Annotated in this window: 23 protein-coding genes; 14 read left to right on the top strand and 9 right to left on the bottom strand. The window is 68.5% G+C overall.

Features of this window, described 5'->3' with window-relative positions; all coding sequences use genetic code 11:
* Positions 1-18: 18 nt before the first annotated feature.
* Both SMCB_RS10820 and SMCB_RS10815 read left to right on the top strand, forming a co-directional pair.
* A complete protein-coding gene (locus SMCB_RS10820; protein ID WP_045538058.1) occupies positions 19-699 on the top strand; it encodes a LysE/ArgO family amino acid transporter in 681 nt (226 codons plus the stop codon).
* A gap of 73 nt (positions 700-772) precedes the next feature.
* The gene (locus SMCB_RS10815; RefSeq protein WP_045536970.1) at positions 773-2,989 is read left to right on the top strand and encodes a malate synthase G; all 2,217 of its coding nucleotides are present in this window, start codon (positions 773-775) and stop codon (positions 2,987-2,989) included.
* Positions 2,990-3,079: 90 nt separating this feature from the next.
* On the opposite strand, the gene SMCB_RS10810 is transcribed toward SMCB_RS10815, so the two are convergent.
* Positions 3,080-3,700, bottom strand: a complete 621-nt coding sequence (locus SMCB_RS10810; protein WP_045536969.1) for a LysE family translocator — start codon at positions 3,698-3,700, stop codon at positions 3,080-3,082.
* Between the two features lie 115 nt (positions 3,701-3,815).
* Here SMCB_RS10810 and SMCB_RS10805 point away from each other — a divergent pair, with 115 nt between their 5' ends.
* Entirely contained in the window at positions 3,816-5,177 is a 1,362-nt protein-coding gene (locus tag SMCB_RS10805; protein ID WP_045536968.1) for an aminotransferase-like domain-containing protein, read from the top strand.
* A gap of 24 nt (positions 5,178-5,201) precedes the next feature.
* Here the strand turns inward: SMCB_RS10805 and SMCB_RS10800 are convergent, their stop codons facing one another.
* Entirely contained in the window at positions 5,202-5,930 is a 729-nt protein-coding gene (locus SMCB_RS10800; RefSeq protein ID WP_045536967.1) for a hypothetical protein, read from the bottom strand.
* A gap of 107 nt (positions 5,931-6,037) precedes the next feature.
* Between SMCB_RS10800 and hemB the strand changes: the two genes are divergently transcribed.
* From hemB to SMCB_RS10780, 4 genes are all read left to right on the top strand, one after another.
* Positions 6,038-7,045 (top strand): porphobilinogen synthase, encoded by a 1,008-nt coding sequence (gene hemB, locus SMCB_RS10795; RefSeq protein ID WP_045536965.1) that lies wholly within the window; start codon positions 6,038-6,040, stop codon positions 7,043-7,045.
* Between the two features lie 4 nt (positions 7,046-7,049).
* Positions 7,050-7,454, top strand: coding sequence for a rhodanese-like domain-containing protein (locus SMCB_RS10790; protein ID WP_045536963.1), 405 nt, complete (start codon positions 7,050-7,052; stop codon positions 7,452-7,454).
* Positions 7,455-7,571: 117 nt separating this feature from the next.
* Positions 7,572-9,473 (top strand): DNA helicase RecQ, encoded by a 1,902-nt coding sequence (gene recQ / locus SMCB_RS10785; protein ID WP_231851292.1) that lies wholly within the window; start codon positions 7,572-7,574, stop codon positions 9,471-9,473.
* Between the two features lie 241 nt (positions 9,474-9,714).
* Positions 9,715-11,604 (top strand): phosphoenolpyruvate carboxykinase (GTP), encoded by a 1,890-nt coding sequence (locus SMCB_RS10780; protein WP_045536960.1) that lies wholly within the window; start codon positions 9,715-9,717, stop codon positions 11,602-11,604.
* A gap of 23 nt (positions 11,605-11,627) precedes the next feature.
* Here the strand turns inward: SMCB_RS10780 and SMCB_RS10775 are convergent, their stop codons facing one another.
* Complete coding sequence (locus SMCB_RS10775) at positions 11,628-12,053, bottom strand: hypothetical protein (protein ID WP_144400352.1); 426 nt, start codon at positions 12,051-12,053, stop codon at positions 11,628-11,630.
* A 171-nt stretch (positions 12,054-12,224) separates the two neighbouring features.
* Between SMCB_RS10775 and SMCB_RS10770 the strand changes: the two genes are divergently transcribed.
* The 6 genes from SMCB_RS10770 to SMCB_RS10745 all read left to right on the top strand — a co-directional run bounded on the left by SMCB_RS10770 (position 12,225) and on the right by SMCB_RS10745 (position 17,120).
* The gene (locus SMCB_RS10770; protein WP_045536956.1) at positions 12,225-13,175 is read left to right on the top strand and encodes a metallophosphoesterase; all 951 of its coding nucleotides are present in this window, start codon (positions 12,225-12,227) and stop codon (positions 13,173-13,175) included.
* A gap of 102 nt (positions 13,176-13,277) precedes the next feature.
* Entirely contained in the window at positions 13,278-14,570 is a 1,293-nt protein-coding gene (locus SMCB_RS10765; RefSeq protein WP_045536955.1) for a D-amino acid dehydrogenase, read from the top strand.
* 90 nt (positions 14,571-14,660) lie between these two features.
* Complete coding sequence (locus SMCB_RS10760; protein WP_231851206.1) at positions 14,661-15,008, top strand: response regulator; 348 nt, start codon at positions 14,661-14,663, stop codon at positions 15,006-15,008.
* A complete protein-coding gene (locus SMCB_RS10755) occupies positions 15,005-15,616 on the top strand; it encodes a hypothetical protein (protein WP_045536952.1) in 612 nt (203 codons plus the stop codon). Before SMCB_RS10760 ends, SMCB_RS10755 begins: the two co-directional genes overlap by 4 nt.
* A complete protein-coding gene (locus tag SMCB_RS10750) occupies positions 15,613-16,605 on the top strand; it encodes a sensor domain-containing diguanylate cyclase (RefSeq protein WP_045536950.1) in 993 nt (330 codons plus the stop codon). The genes SMCB_RS10755 and SMCB_RS10750 overlap by 4 nt, the downstream gene beginning before the upstream one ends.
* A 29-nt stretch (positions 16,606-16,634) precedes the next feature.
* The gene (locus SMCB_RS10745; RefSeq protein ID WP_045536948.1) at positions 16,635-17,120 is read left to right on the top strand and encodes a flavin reductase family protein; all 486 of its coding nucleotides are present in this window, start codon (positions 16,635-16,637) and stop codon (positions 17,118-17,120) included.
* 264 nt (positions 17,121-17,384) lie between these two features.
* On the opposite strand, the gene SMCB_RS10740 is transcribed toward SMCB_RS10745, so the two are convergent.
* The gene (locus tag SMCB_RS10740) at positions 17,385-17,681 is read right to left on the bottom strand and encodes a putative signal transducing protein (RefSeq protein ID WP_045536946.1); all 297 of its coding nucleotides are present in this window, start codon (positions 17,679-17,681) and stop codon (positions 17,385-17,387) included.
* Positions 17,682-17,727: 46 nt separating this feature from the next.
* Between SMCB_RS10740 and SMCB_RS10735 the strand changes: the two genes are divergently transcribed.
* A complete protein-coding gene (locus SMCB_RS10735; RefSeq protein ID WP_045538054.1) occupies positions 17,728-19,359 on the top strand; it encodes a GMC family oxidoreductase in 1,632 nt (543 codons plus the stop codon).
* A 7-nt stretch (positions 19,360-19,366) separates the two neighbouring features.
* On the opposite strand, the gene SMCB_RS10730 is transcribed toward SMCB_RS10735, so the two are convergent.
* From SMCB_RS10730 to SMCB_RS10710, 5 genes are all read right to left on the bottom strand, one after another.
* The gene (locus tag SMCB_RS10730; RefSeq protein WP_045536944.1) at positions 19,367-20,122 is read right to left on the bottom strand and encodes a sulfite exporter TauE/SafE family protein; all 756 of its coding nucleotides are present in this window, start codon (positions 20,120-20,122) and stop codon (positions 19,367-19,369) included.
* Between the two features lie 120 nt (positions 20,123-20,242).
* The gene (gene alr / locus SMCB_RS10725) at positions 20,243-21,409 is read right to left on the bottom strand and encodes an alanine racemase (protein ID WP_045536942.1); all 1,167 of its coding nucleotides are present in this window, start codon (positions 21,407-21,409) and stop codon (positions 20,243-20,245) included.
* 13 nt (positions 21,410-21,422) lie between these two features.
* Entirely contained in the window at positions 21,423-22,709 is a 1,287-nt protein-coding gene (gene glcF, locus SMCB_RS10720; RefSeq protein WP_045536940.1) for a glycolate oxidase subunit GlcF, read from the bottom strand.
* Between the two features lie 80 nt (positions 22,710-22,789).
* Positions 22,790-23,986 (bottom strand): glycolate oxidase subunit GlcE, encoded by a 1,197-nt coding sequence (glcE, locus tag SMCB_RS10715; protein ID WP_045536938.1) that lies wholly within the window; start codon positions 23,984-23,986, stop codon positions 22,790-22,792.
* A 57-nt stretch (positions 23,987-24,043) separates the two neighbouring features.
* The gene (locus SMCB_RS10710; RefSeq protein ID WP_171820304.1) at positions 24,044-25,006 is read right to left on the bottom strand and encodes an SMP-30/gluconolactonase/LRE family protein; all 963 of its coding nucleotides are present in this window, start codon (positions 25,004-25,006) and stop codon (positions 24,044-24,046) included.
* Positions 25,007-25,041 lie beyond the last annotated feature (35 nt).

The raw sequence follows: 25,041 nt of genomic DNA, 5'->3' as shown, positions 1-25,041 counted from the left end.
AGGAGTGCCGTCTTGACCCTGACCCTGTCCACCCCGGCTTTTTTTGCCGGCCTGCTGCTGAGCCTGTCGCTGATCATGGCGATCGGGCCGCAGAACGCCCACGTGCTGCGCATGGGGCTGCAGCGCCAGCACGTGGGCCTGACGGTGGCGGTGTGCGTGCTGGCCGACTTGGTGCTGATCGCGCTCGGGGTGCTGGGGCTGGCGCAGTTGGGTGGCTTGTCGGACAGGCTGCACGGGGCGCTGGTGGGCGCCGGCGTGGTGTTTTTGCTCGTTTACGGCTGGTTGGCTTTCCAGCGCTGCCGGCAACCGCTCGGCGCGGCGGCGCCTGTGGCCGCATCAGGGGCCACGGTTGCGACCGATGCGGGCACGGGCTTGGTAGCGGGTCAGGCCAACGCAGCGGCCCCGATCACGCGCCGCCAAGCGGTGCTGGCGGCCTTGGCTTTTTCATGGCTCAACCCGCACGCCTGGCTGGACACGGCGGTGCTGATCGGCACCGCCTCGCTGGCTTGGGGGGCTGCCGGCACCGACTTTGGCTTGGGTGCGGCCACCGGCTCGGTCCTGTGGTTTTTGGTGCTGGGCGGGGCGGCATTTTGGCTGGGGCAGCGCCTGCAGTCGCTGCGCCTGTGGCGCGCCCTCGATGGGCTGGTGGCGCTGATGATGTGGGGCATGGCGGCGCTGCTGCTCTACAGCCTGTTTTGAGCGATTACACTTAAATGTTGCGGCCGCCGCCAGACGGGGCGTGCCCATTCGTTCTTATTGGAGCCCTAACCCCATGTCCACCGCCCGCACCGCCGTCGGCCGCCTGCACGCAGCCAGCGCCTTGTACGAATTTGTCAACCAGCAGGTGCTGCCCGGCACTGGCGTCGATCCGGTGGCCTTTTGGGCCGGTTTCGATGCCATCGTCGCCGATCTGGCGCCCAAAAACGCCGCCCTGCTGGCCGAGCGCGAGCGCCTGCAGGCCGAGCTGGACCGCTGGCACCGCGCGCACCCCGGCCCCATCGCCGACCTGCCCGCCTACCGCCAGTTCCTCGAGGGCATCGGCTACCTGGTGGCGCCGCCGGTGGGCGTGCGCGCCAGCACCGCCAACGTGGACGCCGAACTGGCCCTGCAAGCCGGGCCGCAGCTGGTGGTGCCGATTTTGAACGCGCGCTACGCGCTCAACGCCGCCAACGCGCGCTGGGGCTCGCTCTACGACGCGCTCTACGGCACCGACGCCATCCCCGAGGTCGGCGGCTGCGAGCGCGGGCGCAGCTACAACCCGCTGCGCGGCGCGCGCGTGATCGAATTTGCGCGCGACTTCCTCGACCAAGCGGCGCCGCTGGCGATCGAATCGCACAAAGACGCGCGCAGCTACCGCGTGCAAGGCGGCCAGTTGCAAGTGGCGCTCGACGACGGCGCGCACACCGGCCTGCGCCACCCCGGCCAGCTGCTGGGCTACCGCGGCCAGCCCGAGGCCCCCAGCGCCCTGCTGTTGCAGCACCACGGGCTGCACTTTGAGATCGTGCTCGATCGCAGCACCGCCATCGGCGCCACCGACCCGGCCGGCATCGCCGACGTGGTGCTCGAAGCCGCGCTGTCCACCATCCTCGACCTCGAGGACTCGGTGGCCGCCGTCGATGCCGAAGACAAAATCTTGGGCTACCGCAACTGGCTCGGCATCCTCCAAGGCACGCTCACCGAAAGCTTTGACAAAGGCGGGCGCACGCTCACGCGCGGCCTCAACCCCGACCGCTACTACACCCGGCCAGACGGCAGCGGCGAGCTGCGCCTGCACGGGCGCTCGCTGCTGTTCGTGCGCAACGTCGGGCACCTGATGACCAACCCGGCCGTGCTCTACACCGACGCCCAAGGCGTGCAGCGCGAAATCCCCGAGGGCATCCTCGACGCCGTGCTCACCACCACCATCGCCTTGCACGACCTGCAAGGCCACGGCCGCCTGCCCAGCGGCGAGGCGGTGCGCAACAGCCGCAGCGGCAGCGTCTATATCGTCAAACCCAAGATGCACGGCCCGCACGAAGTGGCTTTTGCCGCCGAGATCTTTGGCCGCGTCGAGCGCCTGCTGGGCCTGCCCGACAGCACCGTCAAGCTCGGCATCATGGACGAAGAGCGGCGCACCTCGGTCAACCTCAAGGCCTGCATCGCCGCCGCCGCCAGCCGCGTGGCCTTCATCAACACCGGCTTTCTGGACCGCACCGGCGACGAGATGCACAGCGCCATGCAGGCCGGCCCCATGGTGCGCAAGGGCGAGATGAAAGCCAGCGCCTGGATCGCCGCCTACGAGCGCAACAACGTGCTCGTGGGGCTGGGCATGGGCCTGCGCGGGCGGGCGCAGATCGGCAAGGGCATGTGGGCCATGCCGGACCTGATGGCGGCGATGCTGGAACAAAAAATCGCCCACCCCAAGGCCGGCGCCAACACCGCTTGGGTGCCCAGCCCGACTGCAGCCACCCTGCACGCGCTGCACTACCACCAGGTCGATGTGGCCCAGGTGCAGCAGCAGCTCGAGCGCACCGACGCCGACGCCGAGCGCGACACCCTGCTCACCGGTTTGCTCACCGTGCCCGTGGCCACCAGCCCGAACTGGAGCGCCGCCGAACGCCAGCAGGAGCTGGACAACAACATCCAAGGCATACTGGGCTACGTGGTGCGCTGGGTGGACCAAGGCGTGGGCTGCTCCAAGGTGCCCGACATCAACGACATCGGCCTGATGGAAGACCGCGCCACGCTGCGCATCAGCAGCCAGCACGTGGCCAACTGGCTGTTGCACGGCGTCGTGACCGAAGCCGAGGTGCGCGCCAGCTTTGCGCGCATGGCCGCCAAGGTGGACGCCCAAAACGCCGCCGACCCTGCCTACCGCAGCCTGCTGGCCCACCCCGACGGCGCCGCCTACCAAGCCGCGCTCGACCTGGTGTTCAAAGGCTGCGCCCAGCCCAGTGGCTACACCGAGCCGCTGCTGCACGCTTGGCGCTTGAAAGTGAAGGCGGGTTGAGCTTGTAGGCTCCGGTTCGCGCCGGGTGGATCTGGGCGCTTCCGAGCGAATAGTTGGCCACCGCTTGGGACCTGTCGAGCTGAACCAGCCTCAGCCCACCCAAGCCCCCCACACCGACAGCGCCAGCAGCGCGCCCATGCTGCGGTTGAACCACAACCGCCGCTGCCCTTCGGTGAGCCAGCGGCTGAGCCGGTCTCCCGCCAGCGCCCAGGCGCCCACGCAGGGCAGGTTCACGGCGCTGAACAGCAGGCACAGCAGCACCACACCGGCCACGCCTGCGCCCGTCGGCACGTAGGCGCTGAAGAATCCCAGCACCATCACCCAGACCTTGGGGTTGACCCACTGGAACGCGGCCGCACCCCAGAAGCCGAGCGGTCGCGGGGTCTTGCCGGATTCGCTTGCAGCCGCCACCGCCCCGCTGTGGCTGGTGGCCACCCGCCACGCCAGATAAAGCAGGTAGGCCGAGCCCAGCCATTTCATGGCTTCGTGCCACTGCGGGTGCGCCACCATCCATTGCTTCAGGCCCGCGCTGGCCAGCAGCAGAATGACCAGAAGCCCCACGGACACGCCCAGCAGGTGCGGCAGCGTGCGCCGGAAGCCAAAGTTCACCCCAGAGGCCAGCAGCATGGTGTTATTGGGTCCCGGCGTGATGGAGGTGGCCAAGGCAAACAGCGCGGTGGCGGTGAGGGCGGACAGGGTGAGGTCGAACATGGTGTGGCTTCTGTGTGGAAGGTGCCAGTGGAAGGAGTGCCAGTATCCGGCAGCACATTAGTACAATCAAAAAATTGTCCTATATACAAGCCGCCCCCCACCTTAAAGGCACACCATGCCCGCCGCCCCCCACCGCCACACGCTCCTGCTGGATGAATTGGTGCAGGCCATACGCGCGGGCCGTTACGCCGCCGGGGCCCGCCTGCCCACGCACCGGGCCTTTGCGCGCCAGCATGGCGTGGCGCTGGCCACCGCCAGCAAGGTGTACCGCGAGTTGGAACGCCGCGGCTTGGTGGTGGGCGAAACCGGACGCGGCACCTTCGTGCGCGAATGGCAGGCCGATGCCGAGCGCCACGCCCTGACCGAGCGCCGGCTTGAAGCTGCCATGCCGAGCCCAGCTCCTATCGACCTGGCCTTCAACTACCCCGACACGCCCAACGCAGGTGCCTTGCTAGATGCCGCGCTGCAGGCCCTGCGCCAACTGGGCCAGATGCCCCGCCTCATGGAGCCGCAAGCCGTCGGCGGTGGCCTGCCCGAGCGGGTCGCCGTGGCGCGTCACCTGGCCGAGGTCGGCGTGGCCGTGCCAGCCGAACAGGTGCTGCTGGTGGGTGGCGCCCAGCAGGGCTTGGCATGCGCCGTCATGGCGCTCCTGCAGCCCGGCGATGTGGTGGTGGTGGACGAGCTCACCTACCCCGGCTTCACCAGCCTGGCGCAGACCCAGGCGCTGGAACTGCAGCCGCTGCGCTGGACCGATGCTGGCCCCGACCTCGACCACTTGGCGCGCGTGTTGCAGCAGCGCCCAGTGAAGCTGGTGTTCACCATGCCCACGTTGCACAACCCCACCGGCTGGGTCATGGACTTGGCCAGCCGCGAGCGTCTCGTGACACTGGCGCGTGCCCACAAGGTGTGGTTGCTGGAAGATGCCTCCTACGCTTTTCTGGCCAGCGCCGCGCCGCCGCCGCTGGCCGCACTGGCGCCCGAGCGCACCGTGTATGTGTCCAGCCTGAGCAAGAGCGTGGGCGGTGGCGTGCGGCTGGGCTATGTGGCCTTGCCGGCGCAGTTGGTGGCACGCTGTGAACGCACGCTGCGCGCCATTGCCTGGAGCCAGCCTACGCTCATGTCGGCCCTTGGGGCGCACTGGCTCGATACCGGCTGCGTGCGCCGACTGGAACAGGACAAGCGCAGCGCCGCCCGCGCCAAGCAGCAATTGGCGTTGCGCTGTCTGGCGGGGCTTAAACTGCAGTCGCATCCCGATTCGTTTTTCGTGTGGGTGCGCCTGCCCGAAGCGGTGCGCGCCGAGCCGCTCACCATGCGGTTGGCTGAGCTGGGCATTGCGGTCACGCCGTCGTCAGCATTTGCGGTGGCGGTCAGCTATCCGCACGCCATTCGGCTGAACCTAGGTGCTGCCAGCTTGGAGGTGTTGGCGTGTGCCCTGCCGGTGGTGCGCGATACCATAGAAGCCATGGAGCTGGCCTGAAAACAGGCCCTGTGGCTGCACGTACTAGAGGGCCAGCACGGTGCGGCGGAACAGCGCGCTCAGCTCAACGCCCTCGTCGGTGGCGCGGCGCTGCAGCTCGATGCCGCCGTCGGTAGCCGCGAGTTGGCGCAGCAGCAGCCATTCGATCGCGTCGTGCAGCAGGCGCTCGGCGTCCACGGCCTGGCCGCTGTCGCGCGTGCGCACCCGCAGCAGCGCGCAAGCCTGAACCGGGTCGCGCTCTAGGCACAGCTCGAGGTGCTCGCCAAAGCGTTGCGCCCAGTCCACCATCGCGTGGCACAGGCTGTAGCCCAGCGTCGGGTCGATCAACAGCTCCACCGGCTGCAGCTGCCGCTGCAGCGTCAGCCCTTGGGCCACCCATTCGTCGCGCCGGTCGTCCAGCGCGGCCTCGATCACTTGCGCCAGATCGATTTTTTCGTGGGTTTGCCGCGCCTGCCCGCTTTGCAGGCGCAGAATCTGTTGCGCCTGCTTGGCGCATTGCTGCAGCCGCAGGGCCGGGGTGGCCAGCACGCGCATTTCGGCGGCGCTCAGGCGCTCGCGCTGGCGCAGCAGCTCGAGCCCGCGCAGCACCCGGTCCGCCGCTTCGGCGGCTTGGCTGCTCAAGGCCGCGCTCAGCTCGGGCCAGTGCTCGGCCATGCGCCACGCCGGGTCGGGGGTGGCGGGCGCAGCGGGCGGCAGCTCGCTGGCGCCTAGGCTTCGGTTGGTGGGTGCTGCGTCAGAATCGGTTGGGGTCATGGGGACGCACTTCGGGGGCGGTTAGGCTGGGGCAGGCTGGGGTAACCTAGGGCGAGGCGCGCGGGACCTAAGCGCACCCTTGCGGCAGAGTTTGCCACAATACGCCCATGAGCCTGCCCCCCGCCCCCTACCCCCTGTCGCGCCCACGCCGCCTGCGCCGCGACGCCTTCAGCCGCGACTTGGTGCGCGAACACCACCTGACGGCGCACGACCTGATCTACCCGGTGTTCCTGCTCGACGGCGCCAACCGCTGCGAGCCGGTGGTTTCCATGCCGGGCGTGGAGCGGCTGAGCCTCGATCGGCTGCTGCCGGTGGCCGAAGAATGCGTCGCGCTGGGCATTCCGGCGCTGGCGCTGTTTCCAGTCATCGACCCGGCGCTCAAAACCCCCGACGGGCGCGAAGCCCTCAACCCCGACGGGCTGGTGCCGCGCGCGGTGGCGGCGCTGAAAGGCCGCTTTCCGGCGCTGGGCCTGCTCACCGATGTGGCGCTGGACCCCTACACCAGCCACGGCCAAGACGGCCTGCTCGACGACAGCGGCTACATCGTCAACGACGCCACGGTGCAGGTGCTGGTGCAGCAGGCGCTGTGCCAAGCGGCGGCTGGGGTCGATATCGTGGCCCCGAGCGACATGATGGACGGGCGCATCGGCGCCATCCGCCAGGCGCTGGAGGCGCAAGGGCACGTACACACGCGCATCATGGCCTACAGTGCCAAATACGCCAGTGCCTTTTATGGCCCCTTTCGCGACGCCGTGGGCAGTGCCGCCAACCTTGGGCGCGCCGACAAAAAGGTCTATCAGATGGACCCCGGCAACAGCGACGAGTCGCTGCGCGAAGTGGCGCTCGACTTGGCCGAAGGGGCCGATATGGTGATGGTCAAACCCGGCATGCCCTACCTCGACATCGTGCGCCGGGTGAAAGACGAATTCCGCGTCCCAACCTTTGCCTACCAGGTGAGCGGCGAATACGCCATGCTCAAGGCGGCGGCGCAAAACGGCTGGCTGGCGCACGACGCCGTGATGCTCGAGAGCCTGCTGGCCTTCAAGCGCGCCGGCGCCGACGGCGTTCTGAGCTACTTTGCGCGCGAGGCGGCGCGGCTGCTGCAGCGACAATAAGGCCATGCAACACCTCTTACCCCGCCAAGCTTGGGAATGGCTGCAAGCACGCCGCGCGGCAGATGCGGAGCCGCTGTTCGTCGATGTGCGCATGGAGGTCGAGTCGCTCTACGTCGGGCGCCCGCCCGGGGTGGTGCAGGTGCCGTGGTACGAGTACCCCGAGCTCAAGCCCGACGCGCAGCGCTTCGTGCAGCAGGTGGAGTGCGAAGCCGGCAGCAAAGAGCGCCCGCTGTTGCTGATCTGCCGCAGCGGCAAACGCACGCTCGAAGCCGGGGCGGCGCTGGAAGCGGCCGGCTTTAGCGAGGTGGCGCACGTGTTGCACGGCTTTGAGGGCGACCTCGACGCCCATTTTCACCGCTCCACGCGCAACGGCTGGCGCTTCGACGGCCTGCCGTGGGAGCAAATGTGAAGCCGGTTTTGACCGCGTTGACTGCGCTCCGTGGCTGAAGCGGCGCTGGCACCCTTGGGGGCGCTGCAGCCAGAGCCCGGCCTTGGCTTGGCGCCAGCGGCACCAGAGCCGGGCGCGCTGGCGGCGCCTGCCGCTCCTGCCGCCCAATCTGCCACGGCAAACCGCTGCCTGCAGGTGCTGCAAGAAGTGTTTGGCTACCCCGCCTTCCGGGGCGCGCAAGCCGAGATCGTGGCGCATTTGAGCGACGGCGGCGACGCGCTGGTGCTCATGCCCACCGGCGGCGGCAAATCGCTGTGTTACCAGGTGCCGGCAATCGTGCGCCAGCGCGCCGGGCTGGGGCTGACGGTGGTGGTCTCGCCGCTGATCGCGCTCATGCACGACCAAGTGGGCGCGCTGCTCGAGGCCGGTGTGGAAGCGGCTTACCTCAACTCCAGCCTGAGCCCGCAGCAAGCCAGCGAAGTCGAGCGGCGCATGCTCAGCGGGGAGCTCACGCTGCTCTACGCCGCCCCCGAGCGCTTGGCCACGGCGCGCTGCATGGCGCAGCTGCAAGCGCTGTACGAGCGCGGCGCATTGAGCCTGTTCGCCATCGACGAGGCGCACTGCGTGAGCCAGTGGGGGCACGATTTCCGGCCCGACTACCGCGGGCTGGTGGCGCTGCACGAGCGCTTTCCCGGCGTGCCGCGCATCGCCCTCACCGCCACCGCCGACGCGCTCACGCGCGCCGACATCGTCGAGCAGCTGCGCTTGCAACAGGCGCGCGCCTTCGTGAGCAGCTTCGACCGGCCCAACATCCGCTACCGCATTGTCGAGAAAAAGGACAGCCTGCAGCAGCTGCTGCGCTTCATCGAGCGCGAGCACAGCAGCGTGGTCAACGGCCAGCGCCAGCACGACGCGGGCGTGGTCTATTGCCAGTCGCGGCGCAAGGTCGAAGACGTGGCGGCGCAGCTGGCGGCGCACGGCCTGCAGGCGCTGCCCTACCACGCCGGGCTCGATGCGGCCATGCGCCAGCGGCACCAAGACCGCTTTTTGCGCGAAGACGGGCTGATCATGGTCGCCACCATCGCCTTTGGCATGGGCATCGACAAGCCCGACGTGCGCTTCGTCGCCCACCTCGATTTGCCCAAAAATATCGAGGGCTACTACCAAGAGACCGGCCGCGCCGGCCGCGACGGTGTGGCCGCCAACGCCTGGATGGCCTACGGCCTGCAAGACGTGATCCAGCAGCGCAGCCTGATCGACGCCAGCCCGGCCGCCGACGAGTTCAAGCAGGTCATGCGCGGCAAGCTCGACGCCCTGCTGGCCTTGGCCGAGGCCAGCGACTGCCGCCGCGTGCGCCTGCTGGGCTATTTTGGCCAAGGCGCGCAGCCCTGCCACAACTGCGACAACTGCCTCGCGCCGCCCCAGACCTGGGACGCCAGCGAGGCGGCGCGCAAGCTGCTATCGTGCATCTTCAGGGTGCAGCAGGCCAGCGGCGGTGCCTTCGGGGCCGGGCACCTGATCGACATCCTGCGCGGCAAGCTCACCGAGAAGGTGCAGCAGCACGGGCACCAGCGCCTGAGCACCTTTGGCATCGGGGCCGAGTTGGGCGAGAGCGAATGGCGCAGCCTGCTGCGCCAGTTGATCGCGCGCACGGCGGTGTGGGTCGATGGCGCGCACTTCAACACCTTGCGCTTGGGCGAGGGCGCGCGCGCCGTGCTCAAAGGCGAGCAAAGCGTGAGCCTCAAGCTGCAAACCCACACCCGCACCGCCCCGGCCAGCACGGCGCGCGCGCGCAGCGCCGCCCACACGCTGCCGCTGGCGGCGCGCGAAACGCTGGCCGCGCTCAAAGCCTGGCGCGCCGAAGTGGCGCGCGAGCACAACCTGCCCGCCTACGTGATCTTCCACGACGCCACGCTCGAGGCGCTGGCGCAGCGCCTGCCGCGCACCTTGGCCGACCTGCAAGGCATCCCCGGCCTAGGGCAGAAAAAACTGCAAGCCTACGGCGAGGAAGTGCTGCGCGTGCTCGAGCGCCGGCTTTGAAGGCGGTCACGCTGGGTGCTTCGCGCGGCACCACTGGCGGCAACCCCAAGCCCGCCCAAGGTGCGCGGACTTTTGCGGTTCATAATAAAATTCCGAGAATTTCACACGCTTTTCATTAAATTCATGTTGCGCTTACAGGCCGCCCGCTAGGCCCACTTCCACACAGCCCAAAAAACAGATTTGGAAAGGCCCTGAAGCGGGGTTTTTCCACATTTGTTTTTTAGCTTTAGGAGTTGATTGCATGAACGCACCTGCGCAACCGGGCTTGGCCCTGAACGCACCCGATTGGGTCCAGCACACCCGCCTGCAGGCTTGGGTGGCCGAAATCGCCGCCCTGTGCCAGCCCGAGCGCATCGAGTGGTGCGATGGCTCCGAGGCCGAATACGACCGCTTGTGCCAGCAGATGGTCGCGGCCGGCACCCTCGAGCGCCTCAATCCTGCCAAGCGCCCCAACTCCTACCTCGCCCGCACCGACCCCTCCGACGTGGCGCGGGTCGAAGACCGCACCTACATCTGCTCCGAACGGCCCGAAGACGCCGGCCCGACCAACAACTGGATGGCCCCGGCGCAGATGCGCGCCACCTTGCAACCGCTCTTTGCCGGTTGCATGCGCGGGCGCACGCTGTACGTGATCGCTTTTTCCATGGGGCCGCTGGGCTCGCCGATCTCGCACATCGGCGTCGAGCTTTCCGACAGCCCCTACGTGGTCGTCAACATGCGCCACATGACGCGCATGGGCCGCGCCGTGTACCAGGTGCTGGGCCGCGACGGCGAGTTCGTGCCCTGTGTACACACCGTCGGCGCGCCGCTGCAGCCGGGGCAGGCCGATGCGGTCTGGCCCTGCAACCCGGCCACCAAGTACATCGTGCACTACCCCGAGACGCGCGAAATCTGGTCCTATGGCTCCGGCTACGGCGGCAACGCGCTGCTGGGCAAAAAGTGCTTAGCGCTGCGCATCGCCTCGACCATGGGGCGCGCCGCCGCGCAAGGCAGCGGCAGCAACCCCGGCTGGCTGGCCGAGCACATGCTGATTTTGGGCGTGACCAACCCGCAAGGCAAAAAGTACCACGTCGCCGCCGCCTTCCCCAGTGCCTGCGGCAAAACCAACTTCGCCATGCTGATCCCGCCCAAGGCCTTCGAGGGCTGGCAGGTGAGCACCGTGGGTGACGACATCGCTTGGATCAAGCCCGGCGCCGATGGGCGGCTGTACGCCATCAACCCCGAGGCCGGCTACTTTGGCGTCGCCCCTGGCACCAACACGCTCACCAACCCCAACTGCATGCGCAGCCTCGAGCGCGACGTGATTTTTACCAACGTTGCGCGCACCGACGACGGCGACGTCTGGTGGGAGGGCATGGGCCCAGCCCCGGCGCATGCCATCGACTGGCAGGGGCGCGACTGGACGCCGCAAGGGGCCCAAGCCAGCGGCACCAAGGCGGCGCACCCGAATGCGCGCTTCACCGTGTCGGCCACCAACAACCCGGCGCTCGACGCCGCTTGGGACGACCCGGCCGGGGTGCCGATCGACGCCTTTATCTTTGGCGGCCGGCGCAGCGACACGGTGCCGCTGGTGACGCAGGCGCGCGACTGGAACGAGGGCGTGTACATGGCCGCCACCATGGGCTCCGAAACCACTGCCGCCGCCTTTGGCGCCCAAGGCGTGGTGCGGCGCGACCCCTTTGCCATGCTGCCCTTTTGCGGCTACCACATGGGCGACTACTTCCAGCACTGGATCGACCTCGGGGCCAAGCTGAGCGCCAGCGGCGCCAAGCTGCCGGCGATTTTCTGTGTCAACTGGTTCCGCAAAGGCGCCGACGGAAAGTTCGTCTGGCCCGGCTTTGGCGACAACATGCGCGTGCTGCACTGGATGCTGCAGCGCCTCGAAGGCCAGGCGCAAGGGCAGGAACACGCCTTTGGCACCAGCCCGCGCTACACCGATTTGAACTGGGACGGGCTGGCTTTCAGCGCGCAGCAGTACGAGGCCGTGAGCGCCGTCGATGCACAGCAGTGGCGGCAAGAGCTGGCCAACCACGCCGAGCACTTCGACAAGCTGGCGCAGCGCCTGCCGCCCGAGCTGTGGGCAGTCAAGGAGCGGCTGGAGCAGCGCCTAGAGGCCGAGGCGGTGGCTTAATTTCTTGGGCCCACGAAACCCGCTCAGCCCGCTGCGGCCGATTGCCGATCCTGTTGCATGCGCAATTCAGCCTGCAAGCGGGCGTCGTGTTGTGCCAGCGCCAGGAAGCGGGCGTCGGCGCGGGCCAGAGCGCGACGACGCGCCCACTGGTTCAAGGCCCAGGCAACGCGCTGGCTCATGCGGCCTGTGGTGCCGGACAGCACCAAGCAGCCGACAAACAGCAGCGCCCACAAAGCCATCCACGCCCACAGCAGGAACCCGTCTGCTTCGGTGTTCAGCCACCTTGAGCTGGCCAGCGCCAGCAAGGCCACGCCCGCCGCGAGCCCCAGCACCGCCAGCGGGCGCAACCAAAGGCGCTGTGACACGGTGTGCTGTACAGCAGGGTTTGGTGTTGCTGTGGCGGGCGCCGTTGCCGACAGGCGCGCCGAATCGTTGGTCGATGAAGACATCGTCACACTCCTTTTGCTGCAATGCAGCATAAACAGGCCCCGATATTAGGGTAAACCCTAGATGTCTGCCAAGCCTTTTTGCAAATCCTTACAGCTTGATTCCGATTGGCGGCTCTGGCACGGGAGCGGGCCGTATCCGGGTGGCCCCCGATGGGGGCAGAGGCCTACCTTATGCAAATCCAGCTGTTGAGCGATTTGCACCTCGAGGTCCAGCCCGCCTGGCAAGCCCGCCCGGCCCGTGGTGCCGATGTGTTGGTGCTGGCCGGTGACATCGGTTCTTACCAGCGCGCTCCAGTGTCCCCAGCCGTGCCTGCGGGCGCAGCCGCGGAAACCGTTGCCCATGCGCCGCCCCTGCCGTGTGCGCTGGCGGCTCCGCCCCGGATGCGCGAACCCGATTGGGGGTTGCGCCGCTTCTCACCCTTGCCGCAATACGCCGGCTGGCCCACGCCGGTGCTGTTTTGCCCTGGCAACCACGAATACGATGGGCTCGATTTCGACGCCACCCACGAGGCGCTGCGCGCCTGCTGCGAGCGCCTCGGCATCGTCTGGCTGGAGCGCGAGCAGTGGTTTTACCAGGGCGTGCGCTTTGTCGGCACCACCTTGTGGAGCGACTTTGACGCGCTGGCCGAACTGCCCCCCAGCGGCCGCGGCCTGCCCGCCGACCCGTTGGCGCGGCGCCTCAAACTGCGCGAACGCGCCTACCGCGCCGCCAACCACTACCTGCGCAAAATGCACACGCTGCGCCACGGCCAGGGTTTTGACGCCGCCGCCATGCGCGAGCAGGCGCTGCGCTGTCAAGACTGGCTGCGCGCCGCCTTGGCGCAGCCGCACGCGGGGCCGACGGTGGTGGTGACACACTTTGCCCCCAGCCTGCGCAGCCACGACCCGCGCTATGGCATCAACCCAGGCACCGCTGGTTTTTGCAACACGCTCGACGAGCTGCTGCCGCTGGCCGACCTGTGGCTGCACGGGCACCTGCACTGCGCCCAGGACTACCGGGTGGGGCGCTGCCGGGTGGTGGCCAACCCGCTGGGGTATGCGGAAAAAAACGAACAGGCTGGGTTTTTGCCTGAGCATCTGATCGAGTGCCCCATGCCGCACCCCGTTGCCGACAGAGCTTAGCGCCTGCCGGCGCCCAGTTTGCGCGCCTCGCTTGGCCGGGAGCGGGAATGGGGCAAAATCGGCCGATCAACGGGTCTGGAACGGCCCACGAAAGGAGCCTGAATGCGTGTCGTGGTCCTTGGGGCGGGCATCATCGGTACCTGCAGCGCTTGGCATTTGCTGCAAGCCGGGCACGAGGTCACGCTGGTGGACCGGCAAAGCGATGCCGCGCTGGAAACCAGCTTTGCCAACGCGGCCCAAATCTCGGTCGGCTACAGCGTGCCCTGGGCCCACCCCGATACCCCCTTGAAGGCGCTGGGCTGGATGCTGCAGAACCAAGCGCCGTTGTTGTTGCGGCCGCAGTGGGATCGGGCCCAGTGGTCGTGGCTGTTGCGTTTTTTGCGCCAGTGCACGCACGGCGCCTTTGCCCACAATCTGCGGCAACTGGTGGCGCTGGCGCGCTACAGCCAGCAAGCGCTGCAAGACATTTGCGCGCAAACCGGCATCGAGTACGCGCGCAGCCAGCGCGGCATTGCGCTCTATTGCACCGATGCCGCCAGCCTGCAGGGCGCCGAGCGGGTGAGCGCCATGGTGCGTGCGCTCGGGGTGCCACGGCGCGCGCTCAACCGCGACGAGCTGCTGCAACTCGAGCCGGCGCTGCAGCCCTTTGCCGAGCGCTTGGTGGGTGGCTGCTACACGCCCACCGACGAACACGGCGATGCCCGGGTTTTCACCCAGGCGCTGGCGGGGCGTTGTCAGGGCGCAGGCGCGCAGCTGCTGTACGAGCAGCACATCGAACACCTGGCGCTCGAAGGCGGCGTGCTCAAGCGCGCGGTGCTCAAGCACCAGCACACCGGCGTGACCCGGGTGCTGCAGGCCGACGCCTTTGTGCTGGCTTGTGGCAGCGATTCGGTGGCGCTGGCGCAGCCGCTGGGTTTGAAGTTGCCGGTCTATCCGTGCAAAGGCTACAGCGCCACGCTGGCGCTGCTGCAACCCGAGCGCGCGCCCAACATTAGCCTGATCGACGATGAATGCAAAATCGCCGTCTCGCGCCTCGGGGACCAGTTGCGGGTGGCGGGCACGCTCGAGCTGGCGGGCATGGACCGCGCGCTCGATACGCCGTTGGCGCGGGCCCGCTGCGCCCGTCTGTTGCAGCGCATCGAAACGGTGTTTCCTGGGGTGGCCGACACGCGCTTGCCCGAGGCCGGTGGCCAGCCGCAGTTTTGGTGCGGTCTGCGCCCCACCACCCCCAGCAATGTGCCGCTGATCGGCCCCAGCCGCATCCCGGGGCTGTGGCTCAACGTCGGGCACGGCACCCTGGGCTGGACGCTCGGCCCCGGCTCGGGCCGCGCGCTGGCGCTGCGCATGAGCGGCCAAAATCCAAACATAAATTTTTCGTTTTTAGGGCTTGATTGACGCCTTGGGGTGGCGCACAATGAAAAGATTTGCCGGATAGCTTAAAATAAACGTTCAAGGAGTGACAGGGTGGCCAAACGGTTTTTAATCGTGGATGACAGTCGCGTCTCGCGCATGATCATCAAAAGCAAAGTGGCCTCACTTGGTGTGGACTGGGAGCTGCAGGAGGCCGTTTCGGGTGACGCCGCACTGGAGCAGGCGCTACACTGGCAGCCCGATTTCGTCACCATGGATGTAAACATGCCTGGCCTGAGTGGTTTTGACGCTGCACAGCGACTGCGCGAGCTCTATCCCCAAGTGGCCGTGGTCTTGCTCACAGCCAATGTCCAAGAAAGCAGCCGCGAACGCGCCAATCTGCTGGGGGTGCATTTTGTCTCCAAGCCGGTGACCGAAGCCGCTATAGAGCAGGTGGTGCGGCATTTTCAGGCGGCGGCATGAAGCTGAGCGAACTTGAACACGATGCCTTGGTCGAGGTCTTCAACCTCGGTGTCGGGCAAGCGGCCAGTGCCCTGAGCCAACTGGCCGGTGAGCCGGTGCTGTTGACGGTGCCCAAAGTCGAGCTGTTAAGCAAGCAGGCCGTGCTGGACCAGTTCAGCTCCGACCCGGGTGCACGCATCAGCGCTGTGCGCCAAACCTTCGAAGGCGAGCTGTGCACCGAGGCCCTGCTCATGTTCCCGGCTGCGCAGAGCTTGCGCCTGGTGCAGATCATGGTCGGCGAAAACCTGCCGCTCGAAGACTTGGGCGAAATGGAGCAGGAGGCGTTGGCCGAAATCGGCAACATCTTGCTCAACTCGGTGCTGGCCAGTGTGTCGGACCAGCTTGAGCTGGCGCTCGAGGGCTCCTTGCCCGAGGTGGAGCTGGGGGTGGTTTCTGACGTCTTGCTGACCGAGCACGACCACAGCCGGCCGTTGCTGAGCCTGCAGGTACGCTTCGAGATCGCTTCCAGGCGCATCGAGGGTTACCTGGTGTTTGTGCTCGACGTCTGCTCTGCTGCGTTGCTCGAGCGGAAATTGGCTGCGCTGATCAAGCGCTTGCAGTGCGAATGATGAGCAAGATTGCCGCGCCTTCCACATTGGGCTTCGAGTGGGTTTTGGGCAACGTTCAGCTCGGCGTGCTGGTGCTGGACACTGCGCTCCAGGTGCGTTTTGCCAATCCTTGGCTCCTGCGACGGGCACGCTTGCCAGCGAACCAGGTTGTAGGGCGCGAGCTGTACGAAGTCTTTCCGGGCTTGCGTGGCAGCCACTTCGCGTCGCGCCTGCAGCACTGCCTTAACACAGGTTTTCCGGTCTTGCTCTCGGAATCCTTGAATCCAGCCGAGCTGCCTCTGTATGCCACCACAGGCCCAGCGACGCCCGAAAAGCGGCTCAAGCAATCCATCCAGATCATGCCCATGCCCGCCGAAGTGGCGCAGGCGGCGGGCGAGCGCCTGGTTTTAATCCAGGTCAGCGACGTGACGCCGGCGGTGGCGCGCGAACGCCTGCTCAAGCAGCAGGCTGAGCGCATGCACGCCATGGCGCACCTCGATGCGCTCACCGACATCGGCAATCGGCGCCATTTCGACCTCATGTACGCCCGTGAGTGGCGCCAAGCGCTGCGTGCGCGCAGGCCGCTGTCATTGGTGTTGTTCGACGTCGATCACTTCAAAAGCTACAACGACCATTACGGCCATGTGCAGGGCGATGCTTGTCTCAAGGCTGTGGCGGGCGTGATCGAGTCCTTGGCCATCCGACCGCTCGACGTGGTGTGCCGCTACGGTGGCGAAGAAATCGCCATGCTGCTGCCGGAAACCGATTTGTACGGAGCGCTGCAGCAGGCGCAACTGGCCCTAGACAGGGTGCGCGAGCGCGCCTTGGAGCATGCAGGCTGCGAGCGCGGTGTGCTCACTTTGAGCGCAGGCGTGGCGTGCGAATTGCCTGAGCCCGGCCAAGCTGCAGACACCTTGTTGCTCATGGCCGACCGGGCGCTGTACCAAGCCAAAAGGCAGGGGCGCGACCGGGTATGTACTTTGCAACTGGCTGACATCCTCCAAGCCTGATGCGGTGCAGCCAAGCTCTGCGTTAAACAATGCATGTACCCACTCCTGACACCGTGCGCGCCGCGCTGGGGCGTTTTGCCACCGGCGTGACGATCGTTACCACCCGCTCCAGCACCGGCCAACCGCTGGGGCTGACGGTGAACTCCTTCAACTCGGTGTCGCTGCAGCCGCCGCTGGTGCTCTGGAGCTTGGGGCTGCGCTCTGGTGCCCTGCCGGTGTTTATGCAGGCCCAGCACTACGCCATCCATGTGCTGAGCGCGCAGCAGCGCGATTTGGCGTTGCGTTTCGCGGCGCAGGGGGTGGATCGTTGGCAGGGGGTGGAGTTTGCGGAAGGCTTGGGTGGCGTGCCCTTGCTGCCCGGGGTGGTGGCCAGCTTTGAATGCCGCAGCCGCAGCCGCTACGAAGAGGGCGACCACGTGATTTTTGTGGGCGAAGTCGAGCGCTGTCAGCACCGCCTCGAGGTGCGCCCCCTGCTCTACCACGGCGGGCGGTTTTACACCGAGCACCCGCTGTAGCGCGCCACCCGGGCGGCGGCCATGGCCACGGCGGCGCTGGCGAGCAAAAAAAAGCCAGCTCGAGGCTGGCTGGGTGCTTGCGCTGCAGGGTGCTCTTGGTGGCGCCTTGGTGCGAACCGGCTGATGCGCCGGAATGGAAGTCCAAGCTTCGAATTGTGATGGGTACGACGCGTCTCTTCTGCCCTTTGTTGCCCGCAGATTTGGTTGCTGCGGGCAACGAACCAATTGATTTTATGCGTGCGCACCACGATTGTGCATAGGGACTTACCCGGGGCGGGCGTCCACATCAGGGTCGTCGTCGCGCAGCGCAAACTCGCCACGCAACCAGGCTTGACGAATCGCCTCGGCCTCGGCCCAGCGCCGCTGCGGCACCATGACGCGCGCCGGAATCGCCTGCGCCAGCAGGGAGTAAGTCTGCGCCATCTGGTCGTCGGCCACTAGGGTGGGCACGCCGCAGGCTTGCAGCCGGCCTTGCAGCAGCCACGCCTCGGTGGCCACGGCAAAGGTGGTGAGCGTTTGCCAGTCGCCTTGTTCGGGGTCGTAGGGGCTGTTGTCGGGCATGGGGCGCTGCTGGGGTTAGAGTGGATTGTGCGCTAGCATGGAGGCCATGATATCCGCCCCCCCAAGCGATGCCTTCGACTACCTGATCGTGGGCGGCGGCTCGGCCGGCTGCGTGCTGGCCGCGCGCCTGAGCGAAGACCCGGGAGTGACTGTGGCGCTGCTGGAGGCCGGCGGCGAGGGCCGCGACCTGGCCATCCGCCTGCCCGCCGGGGTGGTGGCGCTGCTGCCTGCACGCCCCTGCAAATACAACAACTGGGCGTTCGAGACCGTGCCCCAGCCAGGCTTGCTCGGGCGCTGTGGCTACCAGCCGCGCGGCAAGGCGCTCGGCGGTTCGTCGGCCATCAACGCCATGCTGTATGCACGCGGCCACCGCAGCGACTACGACGACTGGGCCGCCGCCGGGGCAGCGGGCTGGTCGCACGCCGAGGTGCTGCCCTTTTTCATGCGCAGCGAGCACAACCAGCGCGGCCCCAACGGCTGGCGCGGCGTCGGCGGACCGCTGCATGTGGCCGATCAGGTCAGCCCACGGCCGATCACGCACGCATTTGTCGAGGCCTGCGCGCAGCACGGCATTGCGCCCAACCCGGACTACAACGGCGAGCGGCAGGATGGGGCTTTCTTGTTTCAGGTCACGCAGTTTCACGACGCGGTCCGGCGCGGCCAGCGCTGCTCGGCGGCGGCGGCCTTTGTGCACCCGGTGCTGCAGCGCCCCAACCTGACGCTGCTCACCCGCACCCACGCCACCCGCGTGCTGTTCGAGGGCCGGCGCGCCGTGGGGGTGCAGGCGCGTCAACGCGGCCGCAGTCTGAGCCTGCGCGCGCGGCGCGAGGTGGTGTTGTGTGCCGGCGCCTTGCAAACGCCGCAGTTGCTGCTGCTCTCGGGCGTTGGGCCGGCGGAGGAATTGCAGCGGCACGGCATCCCGCTGCTGCACCGCCTGCCCGGGGTCGGGCAGAACCTGCAAGACCACCTAGACCTGACGCTCTCGTACCGCAGCGACCGCACCGATCTGTTTGGCATCGGCCTAGGGGCCGCTTGGCAGCACTTGACGGCTTGGCGGCAGTGGCGCCGCGACGGCAGCGGGCCGCTGAGTTCGCCCAGCGCCGAGGGCGGTGCCTTCTGGCGCTCACAGCCCGAGCTGGACCGCCCCGATCTGCAGCTGCACTTTTGCGTCGGCATCGTGGACGATCACGCGCGCAAGCTGCACTGGGGCTACGGCTTTAGCTGCCACGTCTGCGTGCTGCGGCCCCATTCGCGCGGCCGGGTGGGCCTGCACAGCGCCGACCCGCTGGCCGCGCCGCTGATCGACCCGGCCTACCTGTCCGATGCGCGCGATCTGCAACTGCTGGTGCAAGGCGCGCAACAGATGCGCGAGATTTTGCTGCGCAGCCCCTTGCAGCCGTGGCGCGGTACGCCGCTGTTCGACGAGCAGTTGCAGGGCCAAGCGGCGTGGGAGCAGCTGGTGCGCAGCCGCGCCGACACCATCTACCACCCGGTGGGCACCTGCCGCATGGGGGCCGACGAGGGCGCGGTGGTGGATGTGCAGCTGCGCGTGCACGGCCTGGCGGGGCTGCGTGTGGCCGATGCCTCGATCATGCCCACGCTCGTCGGCGGAAACACCAACGCGCCCTCGATCATGATCGGCGAGCGCGCGGCGGCGTGGCTGCGGGCAGCAAGCTAAGCCGCGCTCAACCGCGCCAGAAAAACAGCGCGCTCATCACCAGCCCGGTGCACACCACCACTGCGCGCACGGTGCGCATAGACAAGCGCCGGGCGTGGCGCGCCCCCACATAGCCGCCCAAGGTGGCGGTGGCCATCATCAGCAGCGCCGGGCCCCAAGCGATCACGCCGGCCAGCACGAAGGTGAGCACCGACAGCAGCGACAGCACCAGCGAGTTGAGGTTTTTGAGCGCGTTGGCGCTGTGCAGGTTTTTTTCGCCGCTGGCGCTGTAGAGCGCCATGAGCAAGATGCCCAGCCCGCCGTTGAAATAGCCGCCGTAGGTGGCCACCGCCAGCAGCCCGGGGTTGCGCCAGCGCGGCTCTGCACTGGCCGACGCCGCAACTAGGTGGCGCGCCAACCAGGGGCCAAGCAGAAACAGCGCGGTGGCAAAGAGCAGCAACCACGGGATCAGGCCGCGAAACACCTCGGCCGGGGTGACCAGCAGCAGCAGCGCCCCCAACACGCCGCCGGCGGCCGAGAGCAGGGTTTCGCGCAGCAGCCGCCGGCGCGGCAGTTGCGCCAGCTCGGCCCTGAAGCCCAGCGTGCTGCCCAAATAGCCCGGGCTCACGGCCAGGGCGCTGGTGGCGTTGGCCACGATCGGCGGCAGCCCGGCCACCAGCAGCGCCGGCAGGGTCAAAAAACTGCCGCCGCCGGCGATGGCGTTGAGCGCGCCAGCGGCAAAACCGGCGCCGGCGAGCAACAGGGCGATGCTGAGGGTGTCCATGGGTTGATTGTGCCTAGCGCTGCCTGCGAGCTCAGCCTCTCAGCCAAAGCGGCCTAGGCGAGGGCCGCTGGCTGGTGATGCGGATTGTGGCAGGGGCGGTGCTGGGGCGGTGAGTGCGGTTTAAGGCAGCGGCTCGACCGCGACCGGTACCCGCGCGGCCAGCGCGCACATCAGCTCGTAGCCCAAGGTGCCGGCGGCGTGCGCCACCTCGTCGATCGGCAGCAGCGCGCCGCAGCGGCTGCGGCCCCAGAGCGTGACTTCATCGCCCGCGTGGCACGGTCCCAGCTGCGCCTCGACCGGGCCCAGATCGACCGCCAGCATGTCCATGCTCACGCGCCCGACCAAGCGCGTGCGCACGCCGCGCACCAGCACCGGGCCGCCGTGGGCGTTGTGGCCGGGCGCATGGCGCGGGTAGCCGTCGGCGTAGCCGCAGGCCACGATGCCGATGCGCATGGCGCCGGGGGCGGTGTAGGTGGAGCCGTAGCCGACGGTTTCGCCGGCGGCCAGCTCTTGCACCGCGATCAGCTGGCTGGCCAGCGTCATGGCGGGTTCAAGCGCCCAGTGCGCGGCGCTGTGGGTGGGGAAGTCGGGCGAGCTGCCATAGAGCGCGATGCCGGGCCGGGTCCAGTCGGCGGCCAGCGGCTGTGCCTCGGGGCCGCTGCCCAGCCGCAGTGCCAGCCCGTGGCGCAGCAGGGCGGCGCTGTTGCACAGGCTGCGCTCGCCGGGCAGGTCGTGGCTGGCGCGCACAAAGGCCTCGAGCTGGTGCTGCACGCCCATCTGGCCGGCGCGCTGGCCGTCGGCGTCGCTGAAGTGCGTCATCAGACTGATTTCTTCGACCTGGGGCAGGTGGCTCAGGCGCGTGTAGGCGGCGCGAAAGGCCTCGGGGCGCAGGCCGAGCCGGTTCATGCCCGAGTTCATTTTTAGGAACACGCGCTGCGGTGTTTCGCACTTGTGCGCCGCCAGCCAGTCGATCTGCTCGCTGCGGTGCACCACGTGCCACAGCTGCAGCCGCGAGCAGGTTTCGAGGTCGCGGGGCTCAAAGGCGCCCTCGAGCAACAAAATGGGGCCGCGCCAGCCGAGGGCGCGCAGCCGCTCGGCCTCGCCCAGGTCCAGCAGCGCCAAGCCGTCGGCGGCGCGCAGCGCGTCAAACACGCGCTCGATGCCGTGGCCGTAGGCGTTGGCCTTGAGCACCGCCCACACCCGGGCCGAGCCACCGGCGCGGCGGCAGCGTTGTAGGTTGTGCTGCAGCGCAGGCAGGTGGATGGTGGCGAGGATGGGGCGCGGCATGGTGGGGCTGCAATCAGGCCATAGAGGCTTCGGAGGCCTCGGTGGTTTCGGCGGCGGCGCTGAGGGCCTCGTCGAGCGCCTCGACCCAATGCCGCACCGGCGTCTGGGTGCCGCTTTGCAGGTGCGTGATGCAGCCGATGTTGGCCGACACGATCTGGTCGGCCCCCAGCTCGCCCAAGTGCCCGAGCTTGCGCTCGCGCAACTGGCCCGACAAAGCGGCTTGCAGCACCGAATAGGTGCCGGCTGAGCCGCAGCACAGGTGCGCCTCGGTGCGCGCCGTGTGCACCTCAAAGCCGAGTGCGCGCAAGCCCTGCTCGACGCCGCCGCGCAGTTGCTGCCCGTGCTGCAGGGTGCAGGGCGGGTGGTAGGCCAGCTTGGGGCGTGGCCGGGCCGCGGCGTGGGCCAGTTTGCGTTGCAGCGCCGGCACCAGATCGGGCAGCAGTTCGCTCAGGTCGCGCGCCAGGGCGCTCACCCGCTGCGCCTTGGCGGCGTAGGCCGGGTCGTGGCGCAGTTGGTGGCCGTAGTCTTTAAGCAGCACGCCGCAGCCCGAGGCGTTGCTGACGATGGCCTCCACCGGTTGCGTGCTGTCGGGGCGCACGTAGGGCCACCAGGCGTCGATGTTGGCGCGCATGTGGACCAAGGCACCGCTGTGGTCATCTAGGTGCAGCCGCAGCGCGCCGCAGCAGCCGCCTGCGGGCAGGCGCAGCACCTGCACCCCGGCGGCGTCGAGGACGCGCGCGCTGGCGTGGTTGATGCTGGGCAGCATGGCCGGCTGCACGCAGCCTTCGGGCAGCAGCACGCGGCGCGGATGCGCCCGCTGTGGCCACGCACCTGCGGGCAGGCGCTGCGGCACCTTGGCGCGCAGCGCCGCCGGCAACAGGGGGCGCATGGCTTGGCCTAGGCGCATGGCCGGGGCAAACCAGCGCGACGTCAGCCCCTCTTTGAGCAGCCAGCGCAGAGCGCGCTGGGGGCTGCTGCGCGGCACCTGCGCGGCCACCACCTTGCGCCCGACGTCGAGCAGCTTACCGTATTCGACCCCGCTCGGGCAGGTGCTTTCGCAGTTGCGGCAGGTCAGGCAGCGGTCTAGGTGCTGCTGCGTGCGCTCGGTTGGGGTTTCGCCTTCGAGCACCTGCTTGATGAGGTAGATGCGGCCGCGTGGGCCGTCGAGCTCGTCGCCCAGCAGCTGGTAGGTGGGGCAGGTGGCGGTGCAAAAGCCGCAGTGCACGCATTTGCGCAAGATCTCCTGCGCCGTCAGACCGTCGGGGGTGCCCTGGTAGGGCGGGGCGAGTTGGGTTTGCATCGCGGGCGGGGCGGGCTAAAAGAGGGATGAACAGAGATGAACAGGCGCTATCGGCGCTCAAGGGGCGAACAAGGGGGTGGTTACAAACCCCAGCCCCACCGGCCGGGGTTGAGCAGGCCGTCCGGGTCGAATTCGGCCTTGAGGCGCTGGTGGATGGCTTGCAAGGCCGGGGCCGGGGGGGTGAGGCGCATGGCCGCCTGTGTGGCAGTGGCATTGTGGTCGGCGTCAGCCACCGCTGCGCTTTGTGGGCTGCGCCACAGGGTGGCGTGGCCACCTTGGGCCTGTGCCCAGGCGCGCAAGGGGGCGGCCTGGTTCAGCGGGGCCCAGACCCAGCGCAGCCCGCCGTGCCACTCGATCAGGGTTGGCCAAGGGGCATCCAGTGTGGCGCTGGTGGGGGCCACGCTCAGGCGCCACAGGGCGGCGTCGGGCGCGGGGGGTTGGGTGAAAAAAGGCAAAGTCTGCTCGCGGCAGGCCTGCCAGTCGGCGGCGCAGGCGGTGGCGTCGAGCCGCTCACCGCGGGCCGCGGTCAGCATCTGTGGACAGGCCGCGGCCACCGCGGCTGCGGCGCCGCGCAGGCGCACGTAGAGGTGTTCGGGGGCGTGTGCGGCGCTGAGGTCGCGCACCCAGCAGCTGGCGTTGAGCGGCAGCGGCAGGGCGCGCCAGCGCGCCAGTTGCTCGAGCGCCGCCGCCTGGGGCAGATCGAAGCGCAAGGTGGCCTCGGCCGGTGGCAGCGGCAGCACCTTAAGCGAGGCCTGGGCCAGCACCCCCAAGCTGCCCCAGCTGCCCGCGAGCACGCGGCTGAGGTCGTAGCCGGCCACGTTTTTCATGACCTGACCGCCAAACTCGAGGTATTGGCCGCGCCCGTTGAGCACATGCACCCCGAGCACGAAGTCGCGCAGAGCCCCGGCGCTGGCGCGCGCCGGGCCGCTCAAACCAGCCGCCACGGCACCGCCGAGCGTGGCCCCAGGGTCGAAATGCGGCGGCTCGAAAGCCAGATGCTGGCCCTGCGTGGCCAACAGCGCTTCGATCTCGGCCAGCGGCGTGCCGGCGCGCGCCGTAACCACCAGCTCCGAGGGTTCGTAGGCCACGATGCCACGGTGCGCGCCGGTGTGCAGCGCGAGCGCATCGGGCGCCGGGGGCGGGCACAAAAAAGCCTTGCTGCCGCCGCCGACGGGATGCACAGGTCGGCCATCTAGGCGCGCCGCCTGCAGGATTTCAATCCAACTTTGGAGCGCGGGGGCCAAGGCGCTGGCAGCGGTCTCTGGAGGGGCTTGCATGGGCGCAATGGTAACGAGCTGAAAGGCTGGTGGCGTGATTTTTTTTAACGCCCGGCATCAGTCCCAGTACAGCGGTGCGGGCTGGCCGGGGGTGTCGACGCGGCGCGCAAACACCGCCCCCGATTGGGGATAGCGCTCAAGCTCGGCGGCACCGCGGCCCGAACGCATGGAGGTTACAAACAGGGTGCAACCGTCTTCTCCACCCAGGCACACGCCGGTGGGATACAGGGCCGGCACGTGCAGGTCGAGCACGGTGCGCCCGTTGCCGTCTAGGCGCCGCACCCGGCCGGAAGCGATTAGGGTCACCCAATGGTGGCCGGTTTGATCGAGGGTGCCGCTGCGGGGCAGGCCCTCGAAGGGCGCGGCATTGGGGCTGGGCGGGGCGCTTGATGCGTCCGGTGGCATCGCAAAGCGCGTCAGCGGCATCGGGGCGCTGAGTTCGGGCGGCCAGCGGCCGGGCTGCGACAACGCCGCTTGCACCACTTCACCGCGGCGGGGGTTGCACCAGGTCACGCTGCGGCCATCTGGGGCCCAGCACAAGCCGAGGCCGTCGCCCACTTGGTGCCGAATCGGCTCCAACGGCGGCGGATTGGAGCTGCGCGCGCGCAGGCAGTACAGGGTGCTGGAGTGCGCCGCGCGATGGGTGGCGTCGCGGGTTTGCGCCACCAGCCACAGGCGGCCCCAGGGGTCGCAGGTGCCAGCGCGCCACAAGGCCTCGGCACCGACCGAAGGCAGCACAGCCAGCAAAGTGGGGATGTCGAGCCAAGAGTGGGCGTGGTAGACGCCATCGGCCAGCAGCAGCAGAAAGCCGCCACTGCGGCAAGGCGTCAGCCCAGTGATCGGGCTCGCAAACCCCCAGTGCTCTGTACGGCCGCTGGGCACGTGCAGCCGCCAGGCGCGCTTGAGCGGCGGGTCGATCCAATACAGGCGCTCCTCGCGGGCGCTCCAGAAAGGCGCTTCGCCCGCGGCGCACAGCACATCGCTCACCACTTGCCAGTCGGTGCCGCTGGTGTCGGCCATGCTTTGCATCCTTTCCCTTGTTTGAGCTACGGGCT

The sequence above is a fragment of the Serpentinimonas maccroryi genome, from assembly GCF_000828915.1.
GTDB classification, from domain to species: domain Bacteria; phylum Pseudomonadota; class Gammaproteobacteria; order Burkholderiales; family Burkholderiaceae_C; genus Serpentinimonas; species Serpentinimonas maccroryi.
The sequence above is the reverse complement of the archived record's forward strand: the minus strand, read 5'-3'. Positions and strand labels throughout refer to the sequence as shown.

Bases quoted from the DNA above. Each gene is read 5' to 3' on its own strand.
- hemB (WP_045536965.1), top strand. From the start codon at position 6,038: ATGAGCCTGCCCCCCGCCCCCTACCCCCTGTCGCGCCCACGCCGCCTG.
- SMCB_RS10755 (WP_045536952.1), top strand. From the start codon at position 15,005: ATGAAGCTGAGCGAACTTGAACACGATGCCTTGGTCGAGGTCTTCAAC.
- SMCB_RS10735 (WP_045538054.1), top strand. From the start codon at position 17,728: ATGATATCCGCCCCCCCAAGCGATGCCTTCGACTACCTGATCGTGGGC.
- SMCB_RS10710 (WP_171820304.1), bottom strand. From the start codon at position 25,006: ATGGCCGACACCAGCGGCACCGACTGGCAAGTGGTGAGCGATGTGCTG.
- SMCB_RS10730 (WP_045536944.1), bottom strand. From the start codon at position 20,122: ATGGACACCCTCAGCATCGCCCTGTTGCTCGCCGGCGCCGGTTTTGCC.
- SMCB_RS10745 (WP_045536948.1), top strand. From the start codon at position 16,635: ATGCATGTACCCACTCCTGACACCGTGCGCGCCGCGCTGGGGCGTTTT.
- SMCB_RS10780 (WP_045536960.1), top strand. From the start codon at position 9,715: ATGAACGCACCTGCGCAACCGGGCTTGGCCCTGAACGCACCCGATTGG.
- SMCB_RS10740 (WP_045536946.1), bottom strand. From the start codon at position 17,681: ATGCCCGACAACAGCCCCTACGACCCCGAACAAGGCGACTGGCAAACG.
- SMCB_RS10765 (WP_045536955.1), top strand. From the start codon at position 13,278: ATGCGTGTCGTGGTCCTTGGGGCGGGCATCATCGGTACCTGCAGCGCT.
- SMCB_RS10815 (WP_045536970.1), top strand. From the start codon at position 773: ATGTCCACCGCCCGCACCGCCGTCGGCCGCCTGCACGCAGCCAGCGCC.
- SMCB_RS10805 (WP_045536968.1), top strand. From the start codon at position 3,816: ATGCCCGCCGCCCCCCACCGCCACACGCTCCTGCTGGATGAATTGGTG.
- alr (WP_045536942.1), bottom strand. From the start codon at position 21,409: ATGCCGCGCCCCATCCTCGCCACCATCCACCTGCCTGCGCTGCAGCAC.
- glcF (WP_045536940.1), bottom strand. From the start codon at position 22,709: ATGCAAACCCAACTCGCCCCGCCCTACCAGGGCACCCCCGACGGTCTG.
- SMCB_RS10775 (WP_144400352.1), bottom strand. From the start codon at position 12,053: ATGTCTTCATCGACCAACGATTCGGCGCGCCTGTCGGCAACGGCGCCC.
- SMCB_RS10800 (WP_045536967.1), bottom strand. From the start codon at position 5,930: ATGACCCCAACCGATTCTGACGCAGCACCCACCAACCGAAGCCTAGGC.
- SMCB_RS10790 (WP_045536963.1), top strand. From the start codon at position 7,050: ATGCAACACCTCTTACCCCGCCAAGCTTGGGAATGGCTGCAAGCACGC.
- SMCB_RS10770 (WP_045536956.1), top strand. From the start codon at position 12,225: ATGCAAATCCAGCTGTTGAGCGATTTGCACCTCGAGGTCCAGCCCGCC.
- SMCB_RS10810 (WP_045536969.1), bottom strand. From the start codon at position 3,700: ATGTTCGACCTCACCCTGTCCGCCCTCACCGCCACCGCGCTGTTTGCC.
- SMCB_RS10750 (WP_045536950.1), top strand. From the start codon at position 15,613: ATGATGAGCAAGATTGCCGCGCCTTCCACATTGGGCTTCGAGTGGGTT.
- glcE (WP_045536938.1), bottom strand. From the start codon at position 23,986: ATGCAAGCCCCTCCAGAGACCGCTGCCAGCGCCTTGGCCCCCGCGCTC.